Raw genomic sequence first — 23,554 nt, forward strand, 5'->3', positions numbered from 1 at the left:
TTAACCATCTACCAAGAAAGCAGATCATGGCCTCGCAGGTTCTTCTCAACATCTCCGACAACCAGGGCTACGCCCCCGATCAGATCAGCACCAACTTCACGCTGGCCCGACTCCGCGAAGAAGTCGAGCAGGCCATCGAGGTCTACGGTGCTGATTCCGTGATCGTGCTCAACAACGGCCAGCGCTACGGCGCAACCTACGGCTCGATCATCGACTCGCCCTCCACCGATCTCTTCTACAGCCCCGAGGAGGAGGAGAACTGATGGCAACCTACGATGCAACTGAGGCCCACAAGCACATCAAGCCCGAGCTGATGGCTGAGTTCAAGAAGACCCTGGCCGACGCTGAGGCGCAGGGGCAGGAGGTCTATTCGGTCATCGTCGGCAACGGCGTGCCCTTGCTCTACTCAGTGAGGGACAAGCAGCCATGACCTTCCAGGATCTCCTAGAGCTGCTGAGACGAGCTATCGAGATCGCCCTGCAGGCAGCCCAAGACGGCTGGGAGATCAGCCGTCCGCATCTCCAGGAAGGTGCCCAGTGGCTCGCTGACCGCCTTGCTGGGTGATCTCCCCGCACCAACGCAAAGAGCCCCCGGCCATTGGCCGGGGGCTCTTGCTCGTCAGAGCGCTTCGCGCAGATACTCGAAGATGATCGAGGCTAGCTCCTCGTGAAGGCTTCCTTCCCGCTCCAGTGTTTCCACCGCTGAGATCCAGCTCTCTGCATCGATCTCCAGGCCGAGGGCCGCTTCGGCATGGGCGCGGGTGATCTGCTGCCAGATTGTGGCCTCACTCATCATGCTGCCGCTCGCTGGCTGTACTCACAGGGACCATGCACCTGTGCCCAGGAAACGGCTCCCGAGTCGAGCTGTTTCTGAGCCTCCGAAGCCAAGCGGTAGTTGAAATCAACCGCCGACACGATCACGCCTCGGTAGATGTCAGCCCAGTTCTCATCGGGGAAGAGTTCGCGGCCTGGCAAGCCGTCGTGGAAGATGAAGGTCATCAGAAGGAGGAACTTAGCCTGCTCACTGGTGCCCACATCCGCACCGTTGCGCGGATCCATGAAGTTGGCCATGAAGTCGAGCGGATCATCGAGAGTTCGCATCCGCCGCTGCTCGCAGAGCGCAAAGTGGCGGGATAGGATCTTGACCGCGACATACCCGATCAGTGTCTCGACGGCGGTTCGGTAGCTCACTGCTCCCGCGTGGAATCGATCCATGACCTCCGCGCTGTTCGCGGGGGAGATCACATCTTCGTTGTAGTCGACGAGTAGCTGAAGCCGACCACAGGGGGCGGATCTCGTCCAGAGCTCCAGCCGCTCCTGTCTGGCGAATCGACTCTCTCTGCTGTCGAGCCCGAACAGGTTGTCCCAGCGAATCGGAGTCTTCTTGTTAGTAGTGCGCTTGCGCTTGTTTCGTACTGCTTTGCCCATCGTGGGCCTCCTTGTCTTAGTGCGGGGCCGCTACCCGTTGTGTGGGTAGCGGCCCCGATTACTGCTCGGGGTTAGGCGGCTGCCTGCTCGGACATTTCCAGCTCGGCGAGTTCCCTCGCCTCACGCCTCGCACGCTTCTTGGCCTCCTTGGCCCGGCGCTTACGCTCCAGCTCGACGGCCTTCACATCCTCGACGGCATCCATGTAGCGGGCGAAGACCTTGCCCTTGTAGGAGTAGCTGGGGATGCCGCTCGGAGTGTTCCGGTTCTCCTTGCGATCTTCGAGAACGAAGTGCAGCTCCAGGCGGGGATCGATCTTGGCTGCCTGGCCCTCCAGCGTGCCGAAGTAGGCCTTATCCATCAGGTGGCCGTCTCCGAGAAGGATGTACTTGCCGGGGTTCTTCTTCGCCTTCTTGACGGAGGCATCGTTCAGGTAGGTCCGGCCCTTCTCCTTGAGGGTGTAGCCGGGGGTGGGGAGAGAATCGAAAACGATCTCGGACATAGTGGTTCTCTTTTCTGCCCTTGCGGGCGGGTTTGATTGGTGGCTCTCGTGAGCCGGTTTTCTTTGGGTCGGACGGGACCTGTGCCCCGCCGAGGTCTGTTGTCGCGCCAACGGCGCTCTCTTGAGCTAGGCCACTCGCGGCCTCTCTCGGAAAAATCGGATTCAGTTTTCAAGGTTCAGAAGCCCTTGACCGGTTCCTCGTCTCCTCCCCGGGGTTGCTTCGTGTCTTCGACTTTACGGAATGAATCTCTTAGATTCAAGCTCGGATCCGCCCCTTTCAACAGGGAGGGGAAAATGCCTCGTTTTGCCGCATGATTCCGGGGGTGATTTCGCAGATCTGCAAAAAGAAAAAAATCTAAAGACCTTCCTGAACGGCCTCCGCGCCCATTTCGAGCACCCTGAGTAGCCTCGCAATCGCCGAGATTGATCCATCTCACTCGCACATCGGAGGTAGAATGAGCACATGGCAGATGTAGTGATGAAGATCGATGACCTCGACGGAACCCCGATCCCTCCCGGCCAGGGCGGAACTGTCCGCTTCGGATTCCGGGGCAAGGAGTACGCCATCGATCTGACCTCAGCCCACGAGGAGGAGCTGGCATCGTTGCTCAGCCCCTACATCGAAAAGGCGAAGGAAGCAGAGGTGCTGGACTCGCTCAACGGTGAGCCACCCTTGGCCGCCGATGAGGCTGATCGAGAAATGGCGAAGCTGTTGCAGGCCGAAGCGAAGCGGAACCTGCGGCTCGGCAAGAAGCCCTATGACACCATCGCCGCGCGAGAGTGGCTGACTCAGCAGGGCATCGAGTACAACCAGATGGGACGGCTGGCGAAGGAGTATCGCGAGATCTACGAGCGTCACTTCGGCCTACCGAGCTACGACCTCTCGGCCAAACACGCGGTCGCGAGCGACTGACCATAGGAGGCGATCTCAGCGCCCGAGCACCGCAGTCGATGCGATTGCTCGCCCTCGGCGTGATGGGCGCAGGAGCGGGCAGCTACGACAAAGCCCGGGGCATGGATGCCCCGGGCTCATGTGTGCAGCGTGCTGCCCGTCAGTCCCGCCAGCGGAAGGCGGTGCGATCCTCCATTGTCCGGTGGCCCGGTCCCGCCTTCGCCACCTCAATGTGGTCGATGACCAGCTTGAAGAGCTGATTGAGCGAGTCGATGGTTCCTTGGTGGAGGGGTATGGGCTGCTCAATGCCGTCCTCGCTCTGGGGATCTGCCCGGGGCCGCGCATAGTCTGCCTGATACTCGCTGATCTGTTCCTCTAGCGGGGTCTCGGTGCTCAGGGGAATAGTTGCGGGGGGAGGCGCTGCGCTGGCGGCTTCGATCCGCTCCTGTAACTCGTCTCTCTCGGCGTAGAGCCGATCCACTTCGGCGAAGGCGATGGCGGCGGGCAGTGCCTTGGTTCGGTAACCCTCCATCAGTTCCGCAATCTGTTCGCTGATCTCATCCACGCGCTGGAGGTCTTCGGGGCTCGGCTCCGTGGCCTTGGGCTGGATGTAGCTCCCGGTCTCTTCTTTCCAGTAGAGGTATTCGAAGAAACGCCGGATGACATAGGCCTCCAGGATTCCGGCCGAGATCCCCAGGTGGCCCGTCTTGCAGCCGTAGGTTGCCCGGTTTCGTGTGCCGCTCGGCGTAGCCCCATAGAGAGGCTTCGAGCAGATGCCACAGCGAAGGAGGCCGGCGAGGGGCCAGGTGCCCTGGCGGACTTTGACCCGGGAGTGGGCCTGGAGCGCTCGTAGCGCTTCCCGTCTTTCCCTGAGGGTGATGATGGGTTCCCAGGTTCCCATGATGGGTTGGCCGGTCCCGTCATAGAGCGGTTCCCGGTGGTAAGTGCGAACTCCAGCGGTGCGCCAGCCGAGAAGGACTTTCTTGAGAACTGAATGCTCCCACTTCTCTCCTCCCGCTGCGGTGAGCACCCCCTCCTCTTCCCAGCGTCGGGCGATGGAGGTGATGCTTGCGCCCTCCAGGATCTCCTTGAGCGCTCTACGGATAAGCTCGGCCTCTGTGGGCTCGATGGTGACGCCGTCTTCCCTCCAGCCGAAGGGCCGTTGCCGCTGGAGCTTGGGCTTTCCCTGGAGTGCCTTGTGGTGGAAGGAGGCGGTCTGGCGCTCGGAGATTCGATCTGCTTCGGCGGCATCCCAGGCCGCCACGGTCAGGGCAACTGCTCTGCCGTCTGCCGTCGTGAGGTCATGGCTGCCCGAGACTACGGTTTTGATCTCCAGGGCGCCCGACTCTGCCAGACCGATGAGCTCGATCCATTCGAGGGGGCGCCTGGTGAGTCGACTGTTGCTGTAGGCAATGATGGTGCCGATGAGCCCATCCCGAACGGCATCGAGGAGGGCCTGGTATTCGGGCCGGGGCTTGTTGCCGGTCCTGTTGCTGGCTCCGATGTCGTTGTCGGTGTAGACGGCCACGACTGGGAGGCCTAGACGGTCAGCAAGATCCCGACAGTCTTTCTCCTGACGCGAGACGCCGATCTTGTCGCCCTCGGGGTCGCGGCTAATCCTGGTGTAGATCGCTGCGCCGGGCGCTCGTGTCCTGCGTTTGGTGGCCATGAAATCTTCACATTACACCATTAGCAATCCCGAATCAGCTCGGCGTCGCGTTCAACCTGCACGTCGTCGAGGAGTTCGCCAAGCACGTCGCTCCGGCGCTCGGCTGGAAGCCGAACACCGAGGCCTGACCGGCCCGCTCAGGCGATGAGCCGAAACCGCTCGCACACGACGGGCATGTCGGGGGCGAACCCGCGCGGGCTCTCGGAGTGCGCGCGCCAGTAGCGCTCATGGATCTCGCGCCACGCCGCGAGCGAGCGGTCGCCCTCCCCCTCCGACCACGCGTGGTCCGCGTCGACGTCGCCGAACGGCACGACGCGGACCGCCGTCGTCTCGATGACGGCGCGCGGCGCGCCCCGGCCATCGAGGATGATGCTCAGCTCCCCCACCTCGGGGTCGGGTCGCCGGCGTGCTCGTAGTCCCACAGAGACGAGGCGGTGCCGGTCTTGACCCCCGACAGCACGAGGCCGAGCAGCTCGTCCGCGTGCGCCGGGGTCGCCCCGAACGCCCACGCGGCCGGCGGGTCGTCCGGCCAACCGGCCAGCTCGGGCACCGCGAGGCGCGTTCGGGCCCAGAACGTGCGCACCGCCGCAGCGTCGACCTCAGGCACCCGCCCAGCGTACGTCCCCGCGCCCGCGCTGCGCCGCCCCGGCGTGGCCCGACGTCGCGCCCGCGCCCGCGCCGCGGTGCCGCCGAGGCGCGGTTCACAACGTCGGAGATCCGGCGCGGCGGCGCCGACCCCCCCACACAATGGCGGGGTCCCGCGCCGCCGCGGGGCGCGAATCTCCGACGTTGTGAACACGCGGCGCGGGGCACCCCTACCCACCCCTACCCTGCCGAGAGCCCCAGCACGGGGTAGAGCACGGTGAAACCCTCGGCGAGGCCACCCGTGAGGGCGTCGCCGACGTGCCCGGCGCCGGGCACGTCGTACCGCACGACGGTCATGCCGACCGCGCGCGCCTGCGCGGCGACCGTGTCGGCCGCGGAGATGTAGGCCGGGTCCTGCGCGCCGGCGGTGAAGATCGCGGTCATCCCCGCGTAGGTGCCGGGCGCCGCGGCCGCCATGATGTTGACGGGCTTGGATGCCTCGAACGCGGCCGCGCTGCCGCCGTAGATCGTCTTCGTGACGTTCGCGACCTGCTCCGACCCGCCGAACGGCTCGCCGGAGACGCTGAGGATGTTCTTCCACAGCTGCGGCGACTGCGCCCCGAAGGTCGCGGCGCACCCGCCGCCGTTCGAGTAGCCCGCGATCGTCCAGTACGCGGGGTCGTCGATGATGTGCAGGTTCTTCTTCGCCCAGTCGACGACGTCGACGGTGATGTAGGTGCGCGCTTTGCCGTAGGCGGCCGAATCTGCGCAGGCGGTGTCGTTGACCGCAGCGCCCAGCAGGTCGGCGACGATCACGATCGGAGCGAGCCCGTCGTGCTGGGCGGCGAACCCGTCGAGCACGTTGCTGATCACGGTCGGGTCGGGGGCACCCGGATGCCCCATCATCATGATCACGAGGGGCAGCGCGGGCGCGCCCGGCACGAGCGCCGCCGGCGGAAGGTAGATGCCCGCGGGCCGCGCGTCGAACCCGGATGCCGTGGCGGGGATCTCCTGGCTGCCGCGGGACCCCACCGCGGGCATGCCGGCCGGGGCCTGCCACGTCGTGTACAGCGGCTGTGCGGGCGCGGCGGTGCTGCCGGCGCCGCCGGCGTCGGTGGGCAGATCGATGGAATCCGCCACCCCGAGCAGACTGCCGGGCGTCGGGTTGATGCCGAACCGCATGTTGACCCCGACGACGCCGGCGACGACGAAGACGACGACGCCGACACCCGCCAGCACGCGCCGCCACGTGCGCGCACCGACCATGCCGCCGAGGGCGAAGCCGACCGCGGCGAAGGCGGCCGCGGTCCAGTGCCACACGAACGGCGGTACCGCGTCGCCGAACACGTTCGTGGCGTTCACGAGGCGGTAGGTGCCATAGCCGATCACCGCGCCCGCCGCCGCTCCGGCGAGCGCCCAGACGCGCCGCCGCGTGCGCCAGCGGCGCACCGCGAGGATCGCGAGCAGGATCACGGCCAGGGCGAACACTGTCACCGGCACCGGACCCTCTGCGATCGGTACCTGCCACAGATCCATGCGCCGACTGTATGACACCCTCATATCGGTCACCTGAAGGCGGACCGGGGACGCGCCGGAGCGCGCCCCCCGGCGTCTTCCGGAGCGCGCCGCCCGGCGCCTTCCGGCACGCCGGAAGAAACCCGCCCCGCGCGGTACTGGCGGGAAGGAGCGAAGCCGTGAATAATAGTGGTATGACCACAGGTCGCCCCGCGGGGTACAGCGCCATCTCCAACTACTCTCGTGTCGAGATCCTCCATCTCGTGCAGGAGCGATCCGACCGCACGGTCGCCGAGCTCGTCTCGGCCACCGACCTGCATCCGAACACCGTCCGCGAGCACCTCCAGCGCCTGATCGACGACGGCTATGTGGTGTCGGCGACCGAGCACCGCACGACGCGCGGCCGCCCCCGCGTGCTCTACAGCGCGACCGACGGGGTGACCGCCTGCAGCCCCGTGCAGCACCGCAAGGCCCGCGCCGCCGCCCAGCGCGGCGACGTGATGCGCCGAGTGCTGCCGGGCGACGCGCCCAAGCTCGACACCGCCGCCCTGCACCAGATCGACGCCCTCGTCGAAGACCTCGTCGACGCCGGATTCGACCCGCTCGTCGACGAGAGCGAACTCACCGTCGAACTCACCCCCTGCGCGCACGCCTCGTCGCAGGCTGAGCACCGCGAGGTGCTCTGCAGCGTGCACCTCGGCATCATGCAGAGCGTGCTCAGCTCGGCCGGCGGCCCGCTCTCGGTCGACGGCATGCGCTCCTCGTGCGACCCGCGCGAGTGCATCGTGCAGCTGCTGCACGCGTCGCAGCGCCCCTGACCCGGCCGGAGGGTTATTCACGGCCCGTCACTTACGAGCCTGACAACCGGCTGGGTAGCTTCAGTCATAAGGAAGATCGGCCCCGCCGGGCCGTCGAGAGGGGACCGCGATGGACTTCCTGGATCCGCTGCTGCTGGCCCGCTGGCAATTCGGCCTGACGACGCTGTATCACTTCATCTTCGTGCCGCTGACGCTCGGGATGTCGCTGTTCGTCGCGATCTTCCAGACGGCCTGGTACCGCACCGCGAACGTGAAGTGGCTCGCCCTGACGCGCTTTTTCGGCAAGATCTTCCTGATCAACTTCGCGATGGGCATCGTCACCGGCATCGTGCAGGAGTTCCAGTTCGGCATGAACTGGTCGAGCTACAGCCGCTTCGTCGGCGACGTGTTCGGCGCCCCGCTCGCCTTCGAGGGCCTCATGGCCTTCTTCTTCGAGGCGACGTTCATCGGCCTCTGGATCTTCGGCTGGAACCGCCTGCCCAAGGGCATCCACCTCGCCACCATCTGGATCACCGTGGCCGGCACGTGGCTCTCCGCCTACTTCATCCTCGCCGCCAACGCGTTCATGCAGAACCCGCAGGGCTACCAGATGTCCACCGAGGGCCACCGTGCCGAAATGGCGAACTTCTGGGAAGTGCTGACCAACCCGGTCGCCCTCACCCAGCTGCCGCACACGCTCTCGTCGGCGATCATGTTCGCCGCCGGGGTGATGATCGCCGCCTCCGCCTGGCACCTGTCGCGCGGACGCAACCTCGACACCATGCGCACGTCGCTACGCTTCGGCCTCTGGGCGATGATCATCGGCTTCGTGGCCGTCTTCCTCTCCGGCGACCAGCTCGGCCTCGTGATGGTGCAGACCCAGCCCATGAAGATGGCGGCGGCGGAGGCGATGTTCAACTCCGCGTGCGGGGCGAATGCCTCGTTCTCGCTGTTCTCCATCGGCACGCCCGACGGTACCGGCGAGGTCTGGTCGCTGCGCGTGCCGTATGTGCTCGCCTTCCTCTCCACGCACGACTTCAACGGCTGCGTCGAGGGCATCAACGACCTCAACAACCTCTACACGACCCAGCTCTTCCCGCAGTTCGCCGACCAGGTCGACGGCAACTTCGCGCCGATCCTCTGGGTCACGTACTGGTCATTCCGCTGGATGATGGGCTTCGGCCTGCTCGCCACCGCGGTCGCCGTGGTCGGCCTCTGGGTCACCCGCAGGAACGCGAAGCGCCCCGTCGCCGGCTGGATGTGGAAGATCGCGATCTGGCAGGCGCCGCTCGCGCTCCTCGGCATCCTCGTCGGATGGATCTTCACCGAGATGGGCCGCCAGCCGTGGATCGTGTTCGGTCTCATGCTCACGCAGGACGGGGTCTCCCCGAACGTGCCGGGCTGGACGGTGCTGATCTCACTCATCGCGTTCACCCTGATCTACGCGATCCTCGCGGTCGTGGAGTTCGGGCTCATCTTCAAGACGGTGCGCGAGGGTCCGCAGGCCCTCCCCGACCCCGACGACCTGACGCCCGAGGGGCATCTGAAGGTCGACGACGTCCCCTCGACGGTGTACTAGGAGCTGGCTGACATGGACCTCGCAACCCTCTGGTTCTTCATCGTCGGAGTGCTCTTCGTCGGATACTTCGTGCTCGACGGCTTCGACTTCGGCGTCGGTATGGCGCTGCCCTTCCTCGGCAAGGACGAGGTCTCGCGCCGCCAGGTGATCAACACCATCGGCCCGGTGTGGGACCTCAACGAGACCTGGGTGATCGTCGCCGGCGCGTGCCTGTTCGCGGCGTTCCCCGAGTGGTACGCGACGCTGTTCAGCGGCTTCTACCTGCCGCTGCTGCTGATCCTGCTCGCGCTGATCCTGCGCGGTGTCTCGTTCGAGTACCGACACCAGCGCGAGGATGCCACGTGGAAGCGCCGCTTCGACCAGATGATCACGATCGGCTCCGCCGTCCCCGCACTGCTGTGGGGCGTCGCCGTCGGCAACATCGTGCAGGGCGTGCCGATCGACGCCGACAAGAACTTCACCGGGTCGTTGTTCACGCTGCTCAACCCGTACGGACTGTGGGTGGGTGTCACGACGCTGCTGCTGTTCTTCCTGCACGGCGTGTACTTCGTGGGGCTCAAGACCGACGGCCAGGTGCACCATGACGCGCAGGCGCTCGGCAAGAAGCTCGCGGCCCCGACGGTGGTCTTCGCTGCGGGCACGGTCGTGTGGACGATCATCATCGCCGCGGGCCGCGAGGCGCCGCTCCTCTGGGCCGTGATCGCGTGCGGCATCATCGCCGCCGTCGCACTCCTGGCATCCGTCGCCTTCAACTGGATCGACCGCGACGGGAGCGCGTTCGCCGCGGGCGCCGTCACGATCGTCTTCGCGGTGCTGACCCTGTGGCTCGCGCTGTTCCCGTACGTCATGCCGGCCTCGAACGACCCGGCCAACAGCCTCACGATCGCGAACGCGTCGTCGACCCAGATGACGCTCGAGATCATGAGCTGGGCCGCGCTGATCTTCCTGCCGCTCGTGCTCGCGTACCAGGGCTGGACCTACTGGGTGTTCCGCAAGCGCGTCACGCGCGGGGCGATCGAGAAGGCGGAACTCGCCGAGGCCCACTGACGGTCCGGGCGAGACCCCGGGTCGCGGTCGGCGACCGGCGCGGTGGGGACCCGCGCCGGTCGCCGATCGGTGCGTTCCCGGGCGTCAACGCGAAGCGCCATCTGAGAGGATCGAAGGATGCCGGACACCGACGAGCGACCAGAGCGCACGCGCGTGCGCCCGGTCGATCCGCGGCTGCTGCGCTACGCGTCGGCCTCGCGGGGGTTCTTCGTCGCGATCGCCGCCGTCGGCGCCCTGCAGACCGTCGTCATCGTGGCCTTCGCGTGGCTCATGACCGCGGTGATCACCGGCGTGATCGCGGGGCGCCCCTGGGAAGAGATCTCGGGGCTGCTCACCGCGCTGGCGGCCGTCGTGATCGTGCGCGGCGTGCTGCTGTGGCTGCGCGAAGTGATCTGCGCGCGCGCCGCCGCGCGCGTCGAGGCGCAGCTGCGCGCCCAGCTGCTGGGCGCGATCGGCCGGCTCGGGCCGGACTGGCTCGCGGGGCGCAACACCGCCCGCCTCGCCGTCACCGCCGGGCGGGGCCTCGAAGCCCTCGACACGTACTTCGCGCGCTATCTCCCCCAGCTCGTGCTGACGGTGATCGCGACCCCGATCATCATCGTCGTGATGTGGTGGCAGGACTGGATCTCCGGGCTCACGGTCATCCTCACCATCCCCCTCATCCCGCTCTTCATGGTGCTGATCGGCCTCGCCACGCGCGCCGTGCAGCAGCAGCAGTGGCAGACCCTCGGCACCCTCGCCGCGCGCTTCGCCGACACCGTGCGAGGCCTGTCGACGCTCAAGATCTTCGGCCGTCAGCACCGCGCCGCGGCCTCGATCGAGCGGGTCACCGACGCGTACCGCAAAGAGACCATGCGGGTGCTGCGGGTCTCGTTCCTCTCCGGCTTCGCCCTCGAGCTGCTCGCGTCGATCTCGGTCGCGATCATCGCGGTGTCGATCGGCTTCCGCCTCATCGACGGGTCGCTCGGGCTCACCGTCGGCCTCTTCGTGCTGCTCCTCGCGCCCGAGGCGTATCTGCCGCTGCGACAGGTGGGCGTGCAGTTCCACGCCGCCGCCGAGGGCGTCGCCGCGACGGAAGACCTCTTCGAGGTGCTGGATGCCGCGGCCGCCGTGCCGGGCCGCGTGGGTGCCGGCGCCGAGGGGGGAGCAGCCGCGGAGATCGGCGCTGCTGCGGACCGATCCGAGGTCGGATCTCCGCAGGACGGCAGATCTCCGCAGGAGCGCGGGGCCCGCGTCGAGGTGCGCGGCCTCCGCGTGCGGCGCGGGGAGGCGCTCCTCGCGCCCGTGACCTTCACCGCCGAGCCCGGCACCGTGACCCTCATCGAGGGTCCGAGCGGCTCGGGCAAGTCGAGCCTGCTCGCGGCCCTCCGCGGCGCGGCATCCTTCGAAGGCGACGCGACGGTCGACGGGATGCCCGTGTCCGCCCTCTCCCCCACGCAGTGGCTCGCCTGGTGCGGGCAGCAGCCGGGGCTCATCACCGGCACGATCGCCGAGAACGTCACGCTCGGCGACGCGGACGGCGTCACAGACGGCCCCCTCGTCGCCCGCGCGCTCGAGCTGGCGCAGGCGGGCGACCTCGACCCGCGCCTGTCGCTCGGCGTGCAGGGCGCGGGGCTGTCGGGCGGGCAGGCGCAGCGCGTCGCGATCGCCCGCGCGTTCTTCCGGCATCTGCGCGGACGCGCGCCCGTGCTCGCCCTCGACGAGCCGAGCTCCGCCCTCGACGCCGACACCGAGGCGGCGCTCTGGCTCTCCGTGCGCGCCCTGGCCGACGACGGCGCGACGGTGCTGCTCGTCTCGCACCGCCGCACGGCGCGCGGGGTCGCCGACCACGTCGTGCGCCTGCACCCGCAGCCCGCGGAGGTGATCGCGTGAGCGCCGACACCCGGCAGGCGAGCGCCACGGCGCGCACAAGCACACGTTCCGAGGGCGCCGATGCGGTGCTCCGGCGCGCCATGCCGCCGCTCCGGCGGTTCTGGCCGGGCGCCGCGAGCGGGTTCCTGTCCGAGGCATCCGCAGTCGCCCTCCTCGCCTGCTCAGCGTGGCTCATCGTGTTCGCGAGCGAGCAGCCGCCGGTGATGTTCCTCGGCGCCGCTGTCGTGGGCGTGCGCGCCTTCGCGCTGAGCCGTGCCGCGTTCCGGTACACCGAGCGGCTCGCCAGCCACGACGCGGCGCTCCGCCAGCTCGCCGTCACCCGCAGCGACCTCGTGCGCCGGCTCGTGCCGCTCGCCCCCGACGGGCTCGCGCGCACGCGTCGCGGATCGGTGCTCGGCGCCCTCGTCGACGACGTCGACGAGCTGCAGAACCTGCCGCTGCGCGTCGTGCTGCCGCTCGTCTCCTCGGCCGCGGTCGCCCTCGGCGCGGTCGTCCTCATCGCGTTCATCTGGTGGCCGGCGGCCCTCACCCTCCTCGCCTGCCTCGTCGTCGCGGGGCTCGTCGCGACGCTCTGGGGCTGGGCCGCGGGGTCGCGGGCCGAACGCGCGATCGCGCCGCTCCGGGCGCGCCTCGCCGACGCCGTGCTTGACCAGCTCGGCAGCCTCGACGTGCTGATTGCCTACGGCGCCGAAGCCGCGGGGCGCGAGCGCATCGCCGCCGCCGATGCGGCCCTCCGCCGTGCGGTCACCCGGCGCGCCGTCGCGCAGGCGGGGACGACGGCGGTCGTGTCGGTCCTCGCGGGGCTCGCGTCGCTGCTCGCCGTGATCGTCGCCGCGCCGGCCGTCGGGGGCGCCCTGACCGCCCCGGCCTTCGCGGTCACGGTGCTCGTGCCGATGGCCGTCTTCGAGGTGTTCACGGCCGTGCCGCTCGCCGCGTCGGCGTGGCGGCAGGTGCGCGGGGCGGCGACCCGCATCGCCGATGCCGTGCCGCAGACGATCCCGCCCGAGCTGCCGGACGAGACCGACAAGACCGCCGGTACCGACCACGGCGACGAGACCCGCGAGGACCACGAGGCCGCCCCCGCCCTGCCGCTCGGCGACGGGATCGTGCTGCGGGACGTGTCGGCGCGCTGGCCCGGCAGCGCCCAAGACTCGCTGCGCGGCGTCGATCTCGACGTGCGGCCGGGCGAGCGACTGCTCGTCGTCGGGTCGAGCGGAGCGGGCAAGACGACGCTGGCGCACGTGCTGGTGCGGTTCCTGCAGCCCGTGGCGGGCGAGTACGACCTCGGCGGCCGCGACGTCGTCACGGCCCATCCCGATGCCGTCCGCGCCACGGTGGGCCTCTGCGAACAGCAGCCCATGCTGTTCGACGAGGACATCCGCCAGAACCTGCTGTTCGCCCGCGACACGGCGACGGATGCCGAGCTGGAGGCCGTGCTCGACCGCGTCGGCCTCGGCGAGTGGCTGCACGAGCGCGGCGGCCTGGACGCCCGCGTCGGCGAGCGCGGCGCGCTCGTGTCGGGCGGGCAGGCGCAACGCATCGCGCTCGCGCGGGCACTGCTGCGCGGCTTCCCCGTGCTCGTGCTCGACGAGCCGACGGCGGGCGTCGACGCGGATGCCTCGGACGCCCTGCTCACCGACCTGCTGACCGCCGTCGACGGCGACCAGGCGGTCGTGCTGATCTCGCACGTCGCGGTGCCCGCAGGTCTCGTCGACCGCACCGTGCGCCTCGAGGCCGGCCGCCTGCACGCCTGACGCCGCCGGCTGCCTGCACGCCTGAGGCCGTCAGCCGCCGATCGCGTTCATCCCGCGCGCCGGCTGCAGGAAGCTCGGGTCGTCGATCGCGTGTCCGGGCAGCTTTCCCGCGACGCACCCGCGCAGCATCCGGTCGACGGCGACGTCGTCGACCCCCGCGCGCAGCACCGGCAGCAGATCGTACTCGTCGAGCGAGAACAGGCAGTTGCGCAACTGCCCGTCGGCGGTCAGGCGCAGCCGGTCGCAGTCGCCGCAGAAGGGAGCTGTGACCGACGCGATGACGCCGACCGACGCCGGCCCGCCGTCGAGCAGGAACCGCTCGGCGGGCGCTCCCCCGCGGCCGGGCACCGGCTCGAGGTCCCAGCGGGCGCGCAGCGCCGTGAGGATCTCGTCGCGCGTCACCATCTGACGGCGATCCCACGTGTGTCCGGCATCCAGCGGCATCTGCTCGATGAACCGCATCTGCGCGCCGTGCGCGAGGGCGAACTCGACGAGGTCGACGAGTTCGTCGTCGTTGACGCCGCGCATCGCGACGGCGTTGAGCTTGAGGGGACGAAGGCCGGATGCCGCGGCGGCGGCGATCCCCGCACGCACATCCTCGAGACGGTCGCGCCGGGTGAGCTCTCGGAAGCGCTCTCGATCCAGCGTGTCGATCGAGATGTTCAGGCGATCCAGGCCCGCCGCGGCGAGGTCGGGGAGCATGTCAGCGAGGCGGATGCCGTTGGTCGTCATCGCGATCTCGACGGGGCCGTGCGGCCCCGAGATCGCGGCGAAACGGCGGACGATGTCGACGACGTCGGTGCGCAGCAGCGGCTCGCCACCGGTGAGGCGGAACGTCGTGATGCCGGATGCCGCGGCAATGCCCGCGACCCGCACGATCTCGTCGGCGGTCATGAGGCCTGAGCGGGCAAGCCACTCGTTGCCCTGCTCGGGCATGCAGTAGGTGCAGCGCAGCGAGCAGCGGTCGGTCAGCGAGATGCGCAGGTCGCGGTGCACCCGTCCGAACCGGTCGACGAGGGCGTCGCCCGGCGCCCCCACGGTGGCACGCTCGTCGACCGCACGCGCTGGGCGCGTGGGCGAGAGATTGACGGCCACCATAGTGAGAGGCTACCCGCCGTGCGCGGGCACCCGCCCCGCCACGACCGGGGTATTTCCTCCGGCCCGACATTCGGCCCGGCACGACTCGGCGCTCCGGCCCGCTGTCACGCCAGCAGGCGCACCGCCTCGGGCGGCACCGACAGCCGCACCGCCGCGCCGACGGCGAGACCACGCTCGGCGACCGTCTCGACCGACACGTCGGCGGCGAGCGCCGGCTCGGTCGTGTGCACGCGGACGCCCGCGGGCGTCTGCTCCAGCCGCGCGATGCGCGCGACCGGTGCACCGGGGCCGGCAGGTTCCGTTCCCGCCGCCGGCTCGATCCCCACGGCCGACGGCGGGAACAATGCGACGGCGGGCTCGGGCCTACCGGCGGTGCCGGCAGTGCGGCGAGTCACCGCGACCCGCAGCGCACCCGCCGACCACACACCGTCCGAAATCTCTCCGGCTACCCGGTTGACGCCCGCGACCGCAGCCCCGAAGGGCGTCGCCGGCGCCGCGAACACAGCGCGCACAGGCCCTGTCTGTGTGACCCGGCCGTCCTCGAGCAGCACGATGTCACCGGCGAGCGCGACAGCATCGACGGCGTCGTGCGTCACGATGACGGTCGTCGTGCCCGTCGCCGCCAGGCGCTCGGCGAGCAGTGCCCGCACGCCCGACGCCGTCTCGGCATCGAGCGCCGTCAGCGGCTCGTCGAGCAGCAGCACGTCGGGCCGCGTCGCGAGCGCGCGCGCGAGCGCGACGCGTTGCTGCTGCCCGCCGGAAAGCGGCTCTTCGGACTTTAGGTGGGGGTGGGTGATGTGCGGGGCCGCGTGGTGACGGGGTGGGGCGGGTCGAGGCCCCGAGGATCGGTAGCGATCAAGCTTCCTTTCCGTTCGGAGACCTCGACCCGTGCCCGATGCTACGGGGTGCGCCGCTGCGTGCCCGTCTTCTGCTGTCTACTGTGATCGCTGCGATGTGCTCGTCGGCCTCGGCGGGCTGCACGTGGTGGCTGTCGAGCGCTGCCGCGACGGCGTGCTCCTGATCGACGTCGAGTCCCCGCCGGGGCCGGTCGGGTGCCCGGGGTGCGGGCAGGTCGCCGAGTCGCGGGGCCGGAAGGCGCTCGTGCTGGTCGATGCGCCGATGAGCGCCGCTGCGGTGCGGGTCCGGTGGCGCAAGCGCAGGTTCCGGTGCGCTGATGAGGCGTGCCCGAGGGAGTCGTTCACCGAGCAGAACGCTCTGGTCGCCGCGCCTCGCGCCAAGCTCACGGCCCGAGCGGTGATCTGGGCGGTGGGGCAGATGCGGAGGGAGAACGCGTCGGTGCAGGGCGTCGCCCGCCAGCTCGGGGTGTCGTGGCGCACGGTCTGGCGACACGTCAGGCCGGTGCTCGAGACGCGCGCCGCGGACGGGTCCCGCTTCGACGGGGTCACCACGCTCGGCGTCGACGAGCACCTCTGGCACCACGTGTCCACCAGACCCGTCGCCGATGGCGGGCGGGGTCCGAAGGAACTGACCGGGATGGTCGACCTGTCGCGCGATGCGTCCGGGCGGGTGAGGGCCCGCCTGCTGGACCTCGTGCCCGGGCGCAGCGCGAAGGCCTACGCCGACTGGCTGCAAGAGCGCGGGCAGGAGTTCCGCGACGGGGTGCAGGTCGCGACGCTGGACCCGTTCGCCGGCTACAAGAAGGCCCTCGACGACGAGCTCGACGATACCGTCGCGGTGCTCGACGCGTTCCACGTCGTCAAGCTCGGCACCACCGCGGTCGATGAGGTCCGCCGCCGCGTCCAGCAAGACACCCTCGGGCACCGCGGACGCAGAGGTGATGCGCTCTACGGGATCCGCAACATCCTCCGCGCCGGGCAGGAACGACTCACCGACCGGCAGAAGGCCCGGCTCGATGCCGCGTTCACGCAGCGCGAGGAGCACGTCGAGGTCGACGTCGCCTGGCAGGCCGCGCAGCAACTCCGCGACGCCTACCGGCATGCCGACCTCGCCACCGGGCGCAAGATCGCCGAGCACGTGCTCGAATCGCTCCCGACCTGCCCGATCCCCGAGATCGCCCGACTCGGCCGCACCCTGCGTCAGTGGCGGGCCGCGTTCCTGTCCTACTGGGATACCGACCGGTCATCCAACGGCGGCACCGAGGCCGTGAACGGCCTCATCGAACTCGCCCGCCGCGTCGCCCGCGGCTTCCGCAACTACGACAACTACCGACTCCGCATGCTCCTCATCGCCGGCGGCCTCGACCCCACCACCCCCACCTAAAGTCCGAAGAGCCCGGAAAGCTCGCGGGGGCGACGGTCGCCCGCCTGCACATCTGCGAGCCCCACCTGCGTGAGCCACTCGTCGGCTTCGGCAAGGGCATCCGTTTTCGCCGTGCCGCGTGCCCGCAGTCCGAACGCGATGTTCTCGCGCGCCGTGAGGTGCGGGAACAGGTGCGGGTCCTGTCGCAGCAGCACGACGCCGCGGCGCTGCGGCGCGACGACCTGCCGCGGCGAGGTGAGCTCCCGACCACCGACACGCACATGCCCCTCGGTGACGCCGGCCAGGCCCGCGATGACGTCGAGCAGCGTCGACTTGCCCGCGCCGCTGGGCCCGAGCACCGCGACGGTCTCCCCCGCGGCGACCGCGAGTTCGACGTCGAGCCGGTACGCGCCGCGGTCGACGACGGCTGTGACCTCGAGCCCGCTCACCGGATGCCTCCCGCGACGTTGCCGGGCCGCCACGCGCGCACGAGCAGCAGCACCGCGATCGCTGTGACGAGCAGCAGCAGCGACAGCGCGACGGCCGTGCCCTGCGAGACGCCGGCGCCGTTGAAGGCGGTGTAGATCGCGAGCGGCATCGTCTGCGTGACTCCCGGCGCGTTACCGGCGAATAGCGCCGTCGCGCCGAACTCTCCGACGGCGCGCGCGAAGCACAGCACGACACCCGAGACGAGCCCGGGAGCGGCCAGGGGCAGCGTGACCTGCCCGAGAATGCGCCAGCGGCCCGCGCCGAGCGCCGCGGCGGCACGCTCGTATTCGGCTCCCGTCGAGCGCAGCGCCCCCTCGAGCGCGAGGACGAGGAACGGCATCGCGACGAACGTCTGGGCGAGCACGACGGCGGTCGTCGTGAACGGGATGCGGACGCCGAACTCGAGCAACAGCTGCCCGAGGGCGCCGTTGCGGCCGAACAGGAACAGCAGCGCGACACCACCGACCATGGGCGGCAACACGAGCGGCACCGTGACGATCGCACGCAGCACCGACGCGGTGCGTCCGCCCGAGCGGGCGATCAGCAGCGCGAGCGGCACGCCCATCAGCAGGCACATAGCGGTCGCGACAAGCGCCGTCGCGAGCGACAGGCCGAGGGCCGACAACGCCTCGGGTGAGGTGATGTCGGCCCCCAGCGTCGTCCACTCGACGCGGGCGACGAGCGCCCCGAGCGGCACGACCAGCAGCGCCAGCCCGAGCAGCGCGGGAACGAGGAGGATCTGCGGCATGAATCCGCTCTCCCCCCGCCCGCGCCGCGCGAGGGCGCTCGGCCGGCCGCTCACGGTGTGACTCAAGGAGCGCCGAAGCCCAGTCCGCTGAGCACCGAGCGACCGGTGTCGCTGAGCACGAAGGCCACGAACGCGGCGGCGACCTCGGAATCGGGGGCGCCGGTCAGGGCGACGATCGGGTAGCGGTTGACGACGGCATCCGCCGCTTCGGTGTCGACGGTCTCGACCTCGTCGGTCGTCGCGGCCTCGGTGATGTAGACCAGGCCCGCGTCGGCTTCGCCGCTCGCGACCTTCGTCAGCACGGCGGTGACGTTCTGCTCGTAGCTGTCGACGCTCGCGGTGACGCCGGCGTTCTCGAGCAGCGTTGCGGACGCCGCGCCGCACGGCACTTCGGTGGCGCACAGCACGACCGTGAGGTCGGCGTTCGCGAGGTCGGCGGGGCCCGTCACACCACCGGGGCTGCCGACCGGCGTGACGAGGGTCAGCACGTTCGTGGCGAACAGCTCGGGGTCGGTCGCAAGGTCTGCGTCGACGACCTTCTGCATGTTCTTCTCGTCGGCCGATGCGAACACATCGACGCTCGCGCCCTCGATGATCTGCGTCGCGAGGGTCGACGAGCCGTCGTAGCTGATCGGGTTGACCGTCACACCGGGGTTCTCGGCCTCGAACTGTGTCGCGAGCTCGTCGAACGCGGTCTTCAGTGACGCGGCCGCGAAGACGGTCAGCTCGCCCTCGAGCTGCGGCTCGGCGCTCGCGGAGGCATCCGATGTCGCGGTCGGGTCGGCGTCAGAGGCAGCGGTGGAGCAGCCGGTGAGCAGCAGCAGGGCGGCGGCCGCAACCGCGAATCGGAGAGTGCGCATAGATCAGTCCGTCGGGGTTTCGACGATGACGGTGGTGGCTTTGACGACGGCGACGGCGAGCGAGCCCGGTTCGAGCCCGAGCTCGCGCACGGCTTCGGCCGACATGAGCGAGACGACGCGGTGCGGGCCGGCCTGGATGTCGACCTGCGCCATCACCCCGTCGACCTGCACACGGGTCACGATGCCGACGAACCGGTTGCGCGCGCTCGAGAGCACATCGGTCGGGTCTTTGGCGGCGTGGGCGAGCTCGACAGCGCGTGCAGCGAGCGCGTCGCCGGGGATCCGCGTGGGCGAATCCCCCGTCGTCGGCAGCGTGCCGTGATCGACCCATCGGCGCACGGTGTCGTCGCTGACACCGAGCAGCCGCGCGGCTTCGGCAATGCGGAAGGTATCCATGCGTCGACACTATCGCGCAGATGCGGAGCAGATGAGCGTGCTTATTCCGCAGATGCGGGTGCAGTGCGAAACGCGGTGCCGGATGCCCCGCGCCGCGCCGCCGCGAATACTCACGGCATCCCGGCCACTGCCGCCCCCGGTGCGGCCTACGCTGGAACGGTGCCCCTGCCACCTCTGGTCGAGCCTGTCGCCGCACTGAGCGACGCCGAGCGCGCGCGCACCGCGCGGCACGCCTCGCTGCGGGGGCTCGGCGAGACGGGCCAACGCCGCCTGGCCGCGGCGCACGTGGCGGTGATCGGCGCGGGCGGGCTCGGATCTCCGGTCATCCTCGCGCTGTCGGCCGCCGGGGTCGGGACGCTCACCGTCATCGACGACGACGTCGTGGATGCCTCGAACCTGCAGCGCCAGGTGCTGCACCGCCACGCCGACGTCGGGGCCGACAAGGTCGCCTCCGCCGTCCGCGCCGCCGCCGGCCTCTCCCCCGAGACGACCGTGATCGCGGTGCGCGAGCGCCTGACGGCAGACAACGCGCAGCGCCTGCTCGCCGGTGCCGACATCGTCGTGGACGGCAGCGACAGTTTCGCGACCCGCGGCCTCGTCGCGGCCGCGACCGAAGCGCTCGGCGTGCCGCTCGTGTGGGGCGTGCTGCAGGAGTTCCACGCCCAGGTGACGGTGTTCTGGAGCGCGCCGCCCGAAGGTGTGCCGGCGGTGCGCCTGTCGGATCTCCACCCGCCGGATGCCGTCGGCGAACCGCCCTCGTGCGCCGTCGTCGGGGTGCTCGGCGCCCTGTGCCTGCAGGTCGGCGGGCTCATGGCGATCGAGACGATCAAGCTCATCGCGGGGCTCGGCGAACCGCTGCTGGGCCGCGTCGTCGTGATCGATGCGCTCAGCGGCACCCAGCGTGAGGTGCCACTCGCAGCGGCGGATGCCGCGCCCGTCACCGCTGCGCCGATGGCAGCCGCCGCCCCACCCGAGATCGCCGAACTGACGGCGGGCGAGATGCTCGCCGCGCAGGAGGCCGGGGCGACCCTGCTTGACGTGCGCGAACCGTGGGAGACCGAGTCGGGCATCGTTGCGGGGTCGGTCGTGATCCCGCTCGGCGACTTCCTCGACGACCCGGGCCTGCTCGACGAGCACCGCGACGACGACGGGCCCGTCGTCGTCATCTGCGCGCACGGCATCCGTGCCCGCACCGCGGCAGAGGTGCTGCAGACCCGCGGCATCGACGCGTCGATCCTCACCGGCGGCCTGGCGCGATGGCAGCGCGCATGAGCGGGCACCGCACCGTCGAAGAGCACCTGGGCGACGTGCTCGCGGCGGTGCACCCGCTGCCCGTCGAGACGCGCGCCGTCGCGGACGCGCGCGGGATGACCGTGCGCGAGACGGCACGCGCCACCGTCGACATCCCCGTGTTCGACAACTCCGCGATGGATGGGTTCGCCGTCCGTCACGCCGATGTCGCGGATGCCTCGGCAGACCACCCCGTCACGCTGCGCGTCGTCGCCGACATCCCCGCCGGCAGCGACGCCGACCCGATCCTGGCCCCCGGCGAGGCCGCACGCATCATGACGGGCTCGCCCGTCCCGGCCGACGCCGACGCGATCGTCCCGTTCGAAGACACCGTCGGCGGCCTCGCCGACTCGCTGACCCAGACGACCGTGCTGCGGGCGCCGCGCCCGGCCGCGCACATCCGCCGCGCGGGCGAAGACCTGCGCGCGGGCGATCCGGTGCTCGGCCCGGGCACCCTGCTCGGGCCGCTGCAGCTGGGCGCGATCGCCGCCGCGGGCATCACGGACGTCGTCGTCTCCCGCCGCCCGCGCGTTGCGATCGTCTCGACCGGCAGCGAACTCGTCGAGGCCGGCGCGCCCCTGCGCCGCGGACAGATCCCCGAGTCCAACAGCGTGCTGCTGGCGGCGATGGCCGAAGCCGCCGGTGCCGAGGTCGACGGCCGCACGAGCGTCGACGACGAAGGTGGCGCGCTGCGCGATGTCGTCGACGCGTGCGCCGCGGCATCCGTCGACGTCATCGTGTTCTCGGGCGGGGTCAGCGCGGGTGCGTTCGAAGTCGTCCGCAACGAACTTTCGGCGACGATGACATTCTCGCGCGTGGGCATGCAGCCGGGCAAACCGCAGGGATTCGGTGTGCTGCCGGTCGCCGACGGGCACTCGGCGCTGCTGTTCGGCCTGCCTGGAAACCCGGTGAGCGCCGCGATCTCGTTCGAGGTGTTCGTCCGGCCCGCGCTCCTCGCACTGCAGGGGCGCACGGCGATCCACCGGCCGGTGCTGCGCCTGCCGGCATCCGTCGCGTGGCGCACGCCGCCCGGTCGGCGCCAGTATCTTCCCGCCGTCGTCGACACGGACGCGGCGTGGTCGGTGCGCCCCGCCACCGCCGGCGGGTCCGGTTCGCACCTCGCCGGCGGGCTCGGTCAGGCTCGGGCCGTCGCGATCGTCCCCGCCGAGGTCGATGCCGTCGCGGTCGGCGATGAGGTCGACGTGTGGCTGCTGGAAGGATGGGACGCATGAGCTTCACGCACCTGGATGCCGCAGGTCACGCCCGCATGGTCGACGTGACCGACAAGCAGCCGACGGTCCGCGCGGCGACCGCGCGCGGGTTCGTGCGGTGCGCCCCGCACGTCGTCGCGGCGCTGCGCGACGGGTCGGTGCCCAAGGGCGATGTGCTCGCCGTGGCGCGCATCTCGGGCATCCAGGCGGCCAAGCGCACCCCCGAACTGCTGCCGCTCGCGCACGTCATCGGCGTGCACGGCTGCACCGTCGACCTCGAGATCGCAGATGAGGGCGTCGAGATCACGGCGACCGTCCGCACGGCCGACCGCACGGGCGTCGAGATGGAGGCGCTGACATCGGTCTCGGTCGCCGCCCTCGCGATCGTCGACATGGTCAAGGCGCTCGACAAGGGCACGTCGATCGAGAACGTGCGCCTCATCGCCAAGACCGGCGGCAAGAGCGGCGACTGGGTGCGGGAGGGCGCCGAGCAGTGACCGGCGCGATCCTGCTGGCGGGTGGCCGCGCGTCGCGTGTCGGCGGAGCCGACAAGACGCTGTTCGCCCTCGCCGGTACGACGCTGCTGCAGCGCGCCGTCGACGCCGTCGCGGGCGCCGACCCGATCACGGTCGTCGGCGACCCGGTGCCCGGTGTCGCGGGCGTCGCGTGGGCGAGGGAAGACCCCCCATTCGGCGGACCCGCCGCCGCCGCCGTCGCCGCACTCGCGACCTGGAGTGAAGACCCCGAGTGGACGTACCTGCTCGCGTGCGATCTGCCCGAAGCCGTCGCCGCGGCATCCCGCCTCGCTGACGCACGCCCCCTACTGCCCCGCGAGACCGACGGCGTGTGCCTGTCGGCGGCAGACAGTCGCCCGCAGTGGCTCATCGGCCTGTACCGCACGGCGGCTCTCCGCCGCGGTGCCGACGCGCTGCCGAACAAGGGGCAGGATGCCTCGATGCGCGCGCTGCTCGATGACGCGGCGATAGCCGTGATCGCAGCCCCCGACCCCGAGACGCAGGACGTGGACACGTGGGAGGATCTCTCCCAGGCCCGCGCCCGACTGGAGGAGACACGATGAGCGACAGCTCCCGCACCCTGCCGCCCGAGGCGCTCGACGAGTGGGCCGCCGCCCTGCGCGAGCGGTTCGGCCTGGCATCCGAAGATCTGCCGATCCCGCTGATCCTCGACCTCGCGCGCGACGTCGCGCACGATGTCGCCCGACCGGCCGCGCCGTTCAGCGCGTTCGTCGCAGGCCTGGTCGCGGGGCGCGCAGGCGGCACTCCCGCCGACGCCGAGGCAGCCGTCGCCGCCGTCGTCGAGCTTGCCGCGCAGTGGGCGCAGCGGTCTGCCGAGGACGCGACCTGATGGCCCGCGTGCGCTATTTCGCCGCCGCGGAGGAGTTCGCCGGCCGCGCCGAAGAGCACCGCGTCGAACCCGATGTCGCGACCTTGCGCCGCGCGCTGACGGCGGAGTACCCGGCGCTCGGGCGCATCCTCACGCGATGCGCCGTGCTCGTCGGCGGCCGCCGCGTCGGCGATGACACGGTGCTGGCAATCGACGCGACCGTCGACGTGCTGCCGCCGTTCGCGGGCGGCTGAGCGGGCG

At 70.4% G+C, this 23,554-nt stretch carries 26 protein-coding genes and 3 pseudogenes; 16 read left to right on the forward strand and 13 right to left on the reverse strand.

Annotated features, from left to right (window positions below; translation table 11 throughout):
- The first annotated feature begins 26 nt into the window (after positions 1-26).
- Together FHX68_RS07380 and FHX68_RS15180 are read left to right on the forward strand one after the other, a co-directional pair.
- The gene (locus tag FHX68_RS07380; protein ID WP_141381190.1) at positions 27-263 is read left to right on the forward strand and encodes a hypothetical protein; all 237 of its coding nucleotides are present in this window, start codon (positions 27-29) and stop codon (positions 261-263) included.
- On the forward strand, positions 263-430 hold the full coding sequence (locus FHX68_RS15180; protein ID WP_170214276.1) for a hypothetical protein: 168 nt from the start codon (positions 263-265) through the stop codon (positions 428-430). The genes FHX68_RS07380 and FHX68_RS15180 overlap by 1 nt, the downstream gene beginning before the upstream one ends.
- A gap of 188 nt (positions 431-618) precedes the next feature.
- Here FHX68_RS15180 and FHX68_RS15185 read toward each other — a convergent pair whose 3' ends face one another.
- From FHX68_RS15185 to FHX68_RS07390, 3 genes are all read right to left on the reverse strand, one after another.
- Positions 619-792, reverse strand: coding sequence for a hypothetical protein (locus tag FHX68_RS15185; RefSeq protein ID WP_170219051.1), 174 nt, complete (start codon positions 790-792; stop codon positions 619-621).
- A complete protein-coding gene (locus FHX68_RS07385) occupies positions 792-1,427 on the reverse strand; it encodes a hypothetical protein (RefSeq protein WP_141381191.1) in 636 nt (211 codons plus the stop codon). The genes FHX68_RS15185 and FHX68_RS07385 overlap by 1 nt, the downstream gene beginning before the upstream one ends.
- A gap of 71 nt (positions 1,428-1,498) precedes the next feature.
- A complete protein-coding gene (locus FHX68_RS07390; protein ID WP_141381192.1) occupies positions 1,499-1,927 on the reverse strand; it encodes a hypothetical protein in 429 nt (142 codons plus the stop codon).
- Positions 1,928-2,390: 463 nt separating this feature from the next.
- On the opposite strand from FHX68_RS07390, the gene FHX68_RS07395 reads away from it, so the two are divergent.
- Positions 2,391-2,840 carry an Lsr2 dimerization domain-containing protein gene (locus tag FHX68_RS07395; protein WP_141381193.1) on the forward strand — a complete coding sequence of 150 codons (450 nt, stop codon included), beginning with the start codon at positions 2,391-2,393 and terminating at the stop codon, positions 2,838-2,840.
- A 139-nt stretch (positions 2,841-2,979) separates the two neighbouring features.
- Here the strand turns inward: FHX68_RS07395 and FHX68_RS07400 are convergent, their stop codons facing one another.
- Positions 2,980-4,488 (reverse strand): recombinase family protein, encoded by a 1,509-nt coding sequence (locus tag FHX68_RS07400; protein ID WP_141381194.1) that lies wholly within the window; start codon positions 4,486-4,488, stop codon positions 2,980-2,982.
- A 20-nt stretch (positions 4,489-4,508) separates the two neighbouring features.
- On the opposite strand from FHX68_RS07400, the pseudogene FHX68_RS15840 reads away from it, so the two are divergent.
- A pseudogene (locus FHX68_RS15840) lies at positions 4,509-4,616 on the forward strand (LLM class flavin-dependent oxidoreductase); the annotation flags it as partial.
- A 9-nt stretch (positions 4,617-4,625) separates the two neighbouring features.
- Here FHX68_RS15840 and FHX68_RS07410 read toward each other — a convergent pair.
- Both FHX68_RS07410 and FHX68_RS07415 read right to left on the reverse strand, forming a co-directional pair.
- Positions 4,626-5,095, reverse strand: a pseudogene (locus FHX68_RS07410) (ASCH domain-containing protein).
- Positions 5,096-5,313: 218 nt separating this feature from the next.
- Entirely contained in the window at positions 5,314-6,609 is a 1,296-nt protein-coding gene (locus FHX68_RS07415) for an alpha/beta hydrolase (RefSeq protein ID WP_141381195.1), read from the reverse strand.
- Positions 6,610-6,782: 173 nt separating this feature from the next.
- On the opposite strand from FHX68_RS07415, the gene FHX68_RS07420 reads away from it, so the two are divergent.
- The 5 genes from FHX68_RS07420 (at position 6,783) to cydC (ending at position 13,637) form a co-directional block, all read left to right on the forward strand.
- Positions 6,783-7,406 carry a helix-turn-helix transcriptional regulator gene (locus FHX68_RS07420; protein ID WP_141381196.1) on the forward strand — a complete coding sequence of 208 codons (624 nt, stop codon included), beginning with the start codon at positions 6,783-6,785 and terminating at the stop codon, positions 7,404-7,406.
- A 109-nt stretch (positions 7,407-7,515) separates the two neighbouring features.
- Positions 7,516-8,964: a cytochrome ubiquinol oxidase subunit I gene (locus FHX68_RS07425; protein ID WP_141381197.1), complete on the forward strand. Its 1,449-nt coding sequence runs from the start codon at positions 7,516-7,518 to the stop codon at positions 8,962-8,964.
- Positions 8,965-8,976: 12 nt separating this feature from the next.
- Positions 8,977-10,011 carry a cytochrome d ubiquinol oxidase subunit II gene (gene cydB, locus FHX68_RS07430; protein ID WP_141381198.1) on the forward strand — a complete coding sequence of 345 codons (1,035 nt, stop codon included), beginning with the start codon at positions 8,977-8,979 and terminating at the stop codon, positions 10,009-10,011.
- Between the two features lie 117 nt (positions 10,012-10,128).
- The gene (gene cydD, locus FHX68_RS07435; protein ID WP_141381199.1) at positions 10,129-11,883 is read left to right on the forward strand and encodes a thiol reductant ABC exporter subunit CydD; all 1,755 of its coding nucleotides are present in this window, start codon (positions 10,129-10,131) and stop codon (positions 11,881-11,883) included.
- A gap of 80 nt (positions 11,884-11,963) precedes the next feature.
- Complete coding sequence (cydC, locus tag FHX68_RS07440; RefSeq protein ID WP_141381202.1) at positions 11,964-13,637, forward strand: thiol reductant ABC exporter subunit CydC; 1,674 nt, start codon at positions 11,964-11,966, stop codon at positions 13,635-13,637.
- Positions 13,638-13,667: 30 nt separating this feature from the next.
- Here the strand turns inward: cydC and moaA are convergent, their stop codons facing one another.
- The 3 genes and pseudogenes from moaA to FHX68_RS16345 all read right to left on the reverse strand — a co-directional run.
- Entirely contained in the window at positions 13,668-14,735 is a 1,068-nt protein-coding gene (gene moaA / locus FHX68_RS07445; RefSeq protein WP_141381200.1) for a GTP 3',8-cyclase MoaA, read from the reverse strand.
- A 104-nt stretch (positions 14,736-14,839) separates the two neighbouring features.
- Positions 14,840-15,439 carry an ATP-binding cassette domain-containing protein gene (locus FHX68_RS16140; protein WP_425325862.1) on the reverse strand — a complete coding sequence of 200 codons (600 nt, stop codon included), beginning with the start codon at positions 15,437-15,439 and terminating at the stop codon, positions 14,840-14,842.
- Between the two features lie 24 nt (positions 15,440-15,463).
- Positions 15,464-15,532 (reverse strand): annotated as a pseudogene (locus tag FHX68_RS16345) (hypothetical protein); the annotation flags it as partial.
- A gap of 91 nt (positions 15,533-15,623) precedes the next feature.
- Here FHX68_RS16345 and FHX68_RS07455 point away from each other — a divergent pair.
- Complete coding sequence (locus tag FHX68_RS07455) at positions 15,624-16,976, forward strand: ISL3 family transposase (protein WP_425325858.1); 1,353 nt, start codon at positions 15,624-15,626, stop codon at positions 16,974-16,976.
- On the opposite strand, the gene FHX68_RS07460 is transcribed toward FHX68_RS07455, so the two are convergent.
- From FHX68_RS07460 to FHX68_RS07475, 4 genes are all read right to left on the reverse strand, one after another.
- Positions 16,973-17,404, reverse strand: coding sequence for an ATP-binding cassette domain-containing protein (locus FHX68_RS07460; protein WP_141920151.1), 432 nt, complete (start codon positions 17,402-17,404; stop codon positions 16,973-16,975). The genes FHX68_RS07455 and FHX68_RS07460 overlap by 4 nt on opposite strands.
- Positions 17,401-18,192 carry an ABC transporter permease gene (locus FHX68_RS07465; protein WP_141379834.1) on the reverse strand — a complete coding sequence of 264 codons (792 nt, stop codon included), beginning with the start codon at positions 18,190-18,192 and terminating at the stop codon, positions 17,401-17,403. The genes FHX68_RS07460 and FHX68_RS07465 overlap by 4 nt, the downstream gene beginning before the upstream one ends.
- Before the next feature lie 62 nt (positions 18,193-18,254).
- Complete coding sequence (gene modA, locus FHX68_RS07470) at positions 18,255-19,052, reverse strand: molybdate ABC transporter substrate-binding protein (protein ID WP_141379833.1); 798 nt, start codon at positions 19,050-19,052, stop codon at positions 18,255-18,257.
- Positions 19,053-19,055: 3 nt separating this feature from the next.
- Complete coding sequence (locus FHX68_RS07475) at positions 19,056-19,448, reverse strand: TOBE domain-containing protein (protein ID WP_141379832.1); 393 nt, start codon at positions 19,446-19,448, stop codon at positions 19,056-19,058.
- A gap of 159 nt (positions 19,449-19,607) precedes the next feature.
- Between FHX68_RS07475 and FHX68_RS07480 the strand changes: the two genes are divergently transcribed.
- The 6 genes from FHX68_RS07480 to FHX68_RS07505 are packed head-to-tail and all read left to right on the forward strand — an operon-like array spanning position 19,608 to position 23,547.
- Positions 19,608-20,720: a ThiF family adenylyltransferase gene (locus tag FHX68_RS07480; protein WP_229661480.1), complete on the forward strand. Its 1,113-nt coding sequence runs from the start codon at positions 19,608-19,610 to the stop codon at positions 20,718-20,720.
- A complete protein-coding gene (locus FHX68_RS07485) occupies positions 20,717-21,970 on the forward strand; it encodes a molybdopterin molybdotransferase MoeA (RefSeq protein WP_141379831.1) in 1,254 nt (417 codons plus the stop codon). The genes FHX68_RS07480 and FHX68_RS07485 overlap by 4 nt, the downstream gene beginning before the upstream one ends.
- Positions 21,967-22,446, forward strand: coding sequence for a cyclic pyranopterin monophosphate synthase MoaC (moaC, locus tag FHX68_RS07490; protein ID WP_141379830.1), 480 nt, complete (start codon positions 21,967-21,969; stop codon positions 22,444-22,446). Before FHX68_RS07485 ends, moaC begins: the two co-directional genes overlap by 4 nt.
- Positions 22,443-23,027, forward strand: coding sequence for a molybdenum cofactor guanylyltransferase (mobA, locus tag FHX68_RS07495; protein ID WP_229661479.1), 585 nt, complete (start codon positions 22,443-22,445; stop codon positions 23,025-23,027). The genes moaC and mobA overlap by 4 nt, the downstream gene beginning before the upstream one ends.
- Positions 23,024-23,314 (forward strand): DUF6457 domain-containing protein, encoded by a 291-nt coding sequence (locus tag FHX68_RS07500; protein WP_141379828.1) that lies wholly within the window; start codon positions 23,024-23,026, stop codon positions 23,312-23,314. The genes mobA and FHX68_RS07500 overlap by 4 nt, the downstream gene beginning before the upstream one ends.
- Complete coding sequence (locus FHX68_RS07505; RefSeq protein WP_141379827.1) at positions 23,314-23,547, forward strand: MoaD/ThiS family protein; 234 nt, start codon at positions 23,314-23,316, stop codon at positions 23,545-23,547. The genes FHX68_RS07500 and FHX68_RS07505 overlap by 1 nt, the downstream gene beginning before the upstream one ends.
- The last annotated feature ends 7 nt before the right edge of the window (positions 23,548-23,554 follow it).

Source organism: Microbacterium lacticum, assembly GCF_006716815.1.
In the GTDB taxonomy this organism is placed as follows: domain Bacteria; phylum Actinomycetota; class Actinomycetes; order Actinomycetales; family Microbacteriaceae; genus Microbacterium; species Microbacterium lacticum.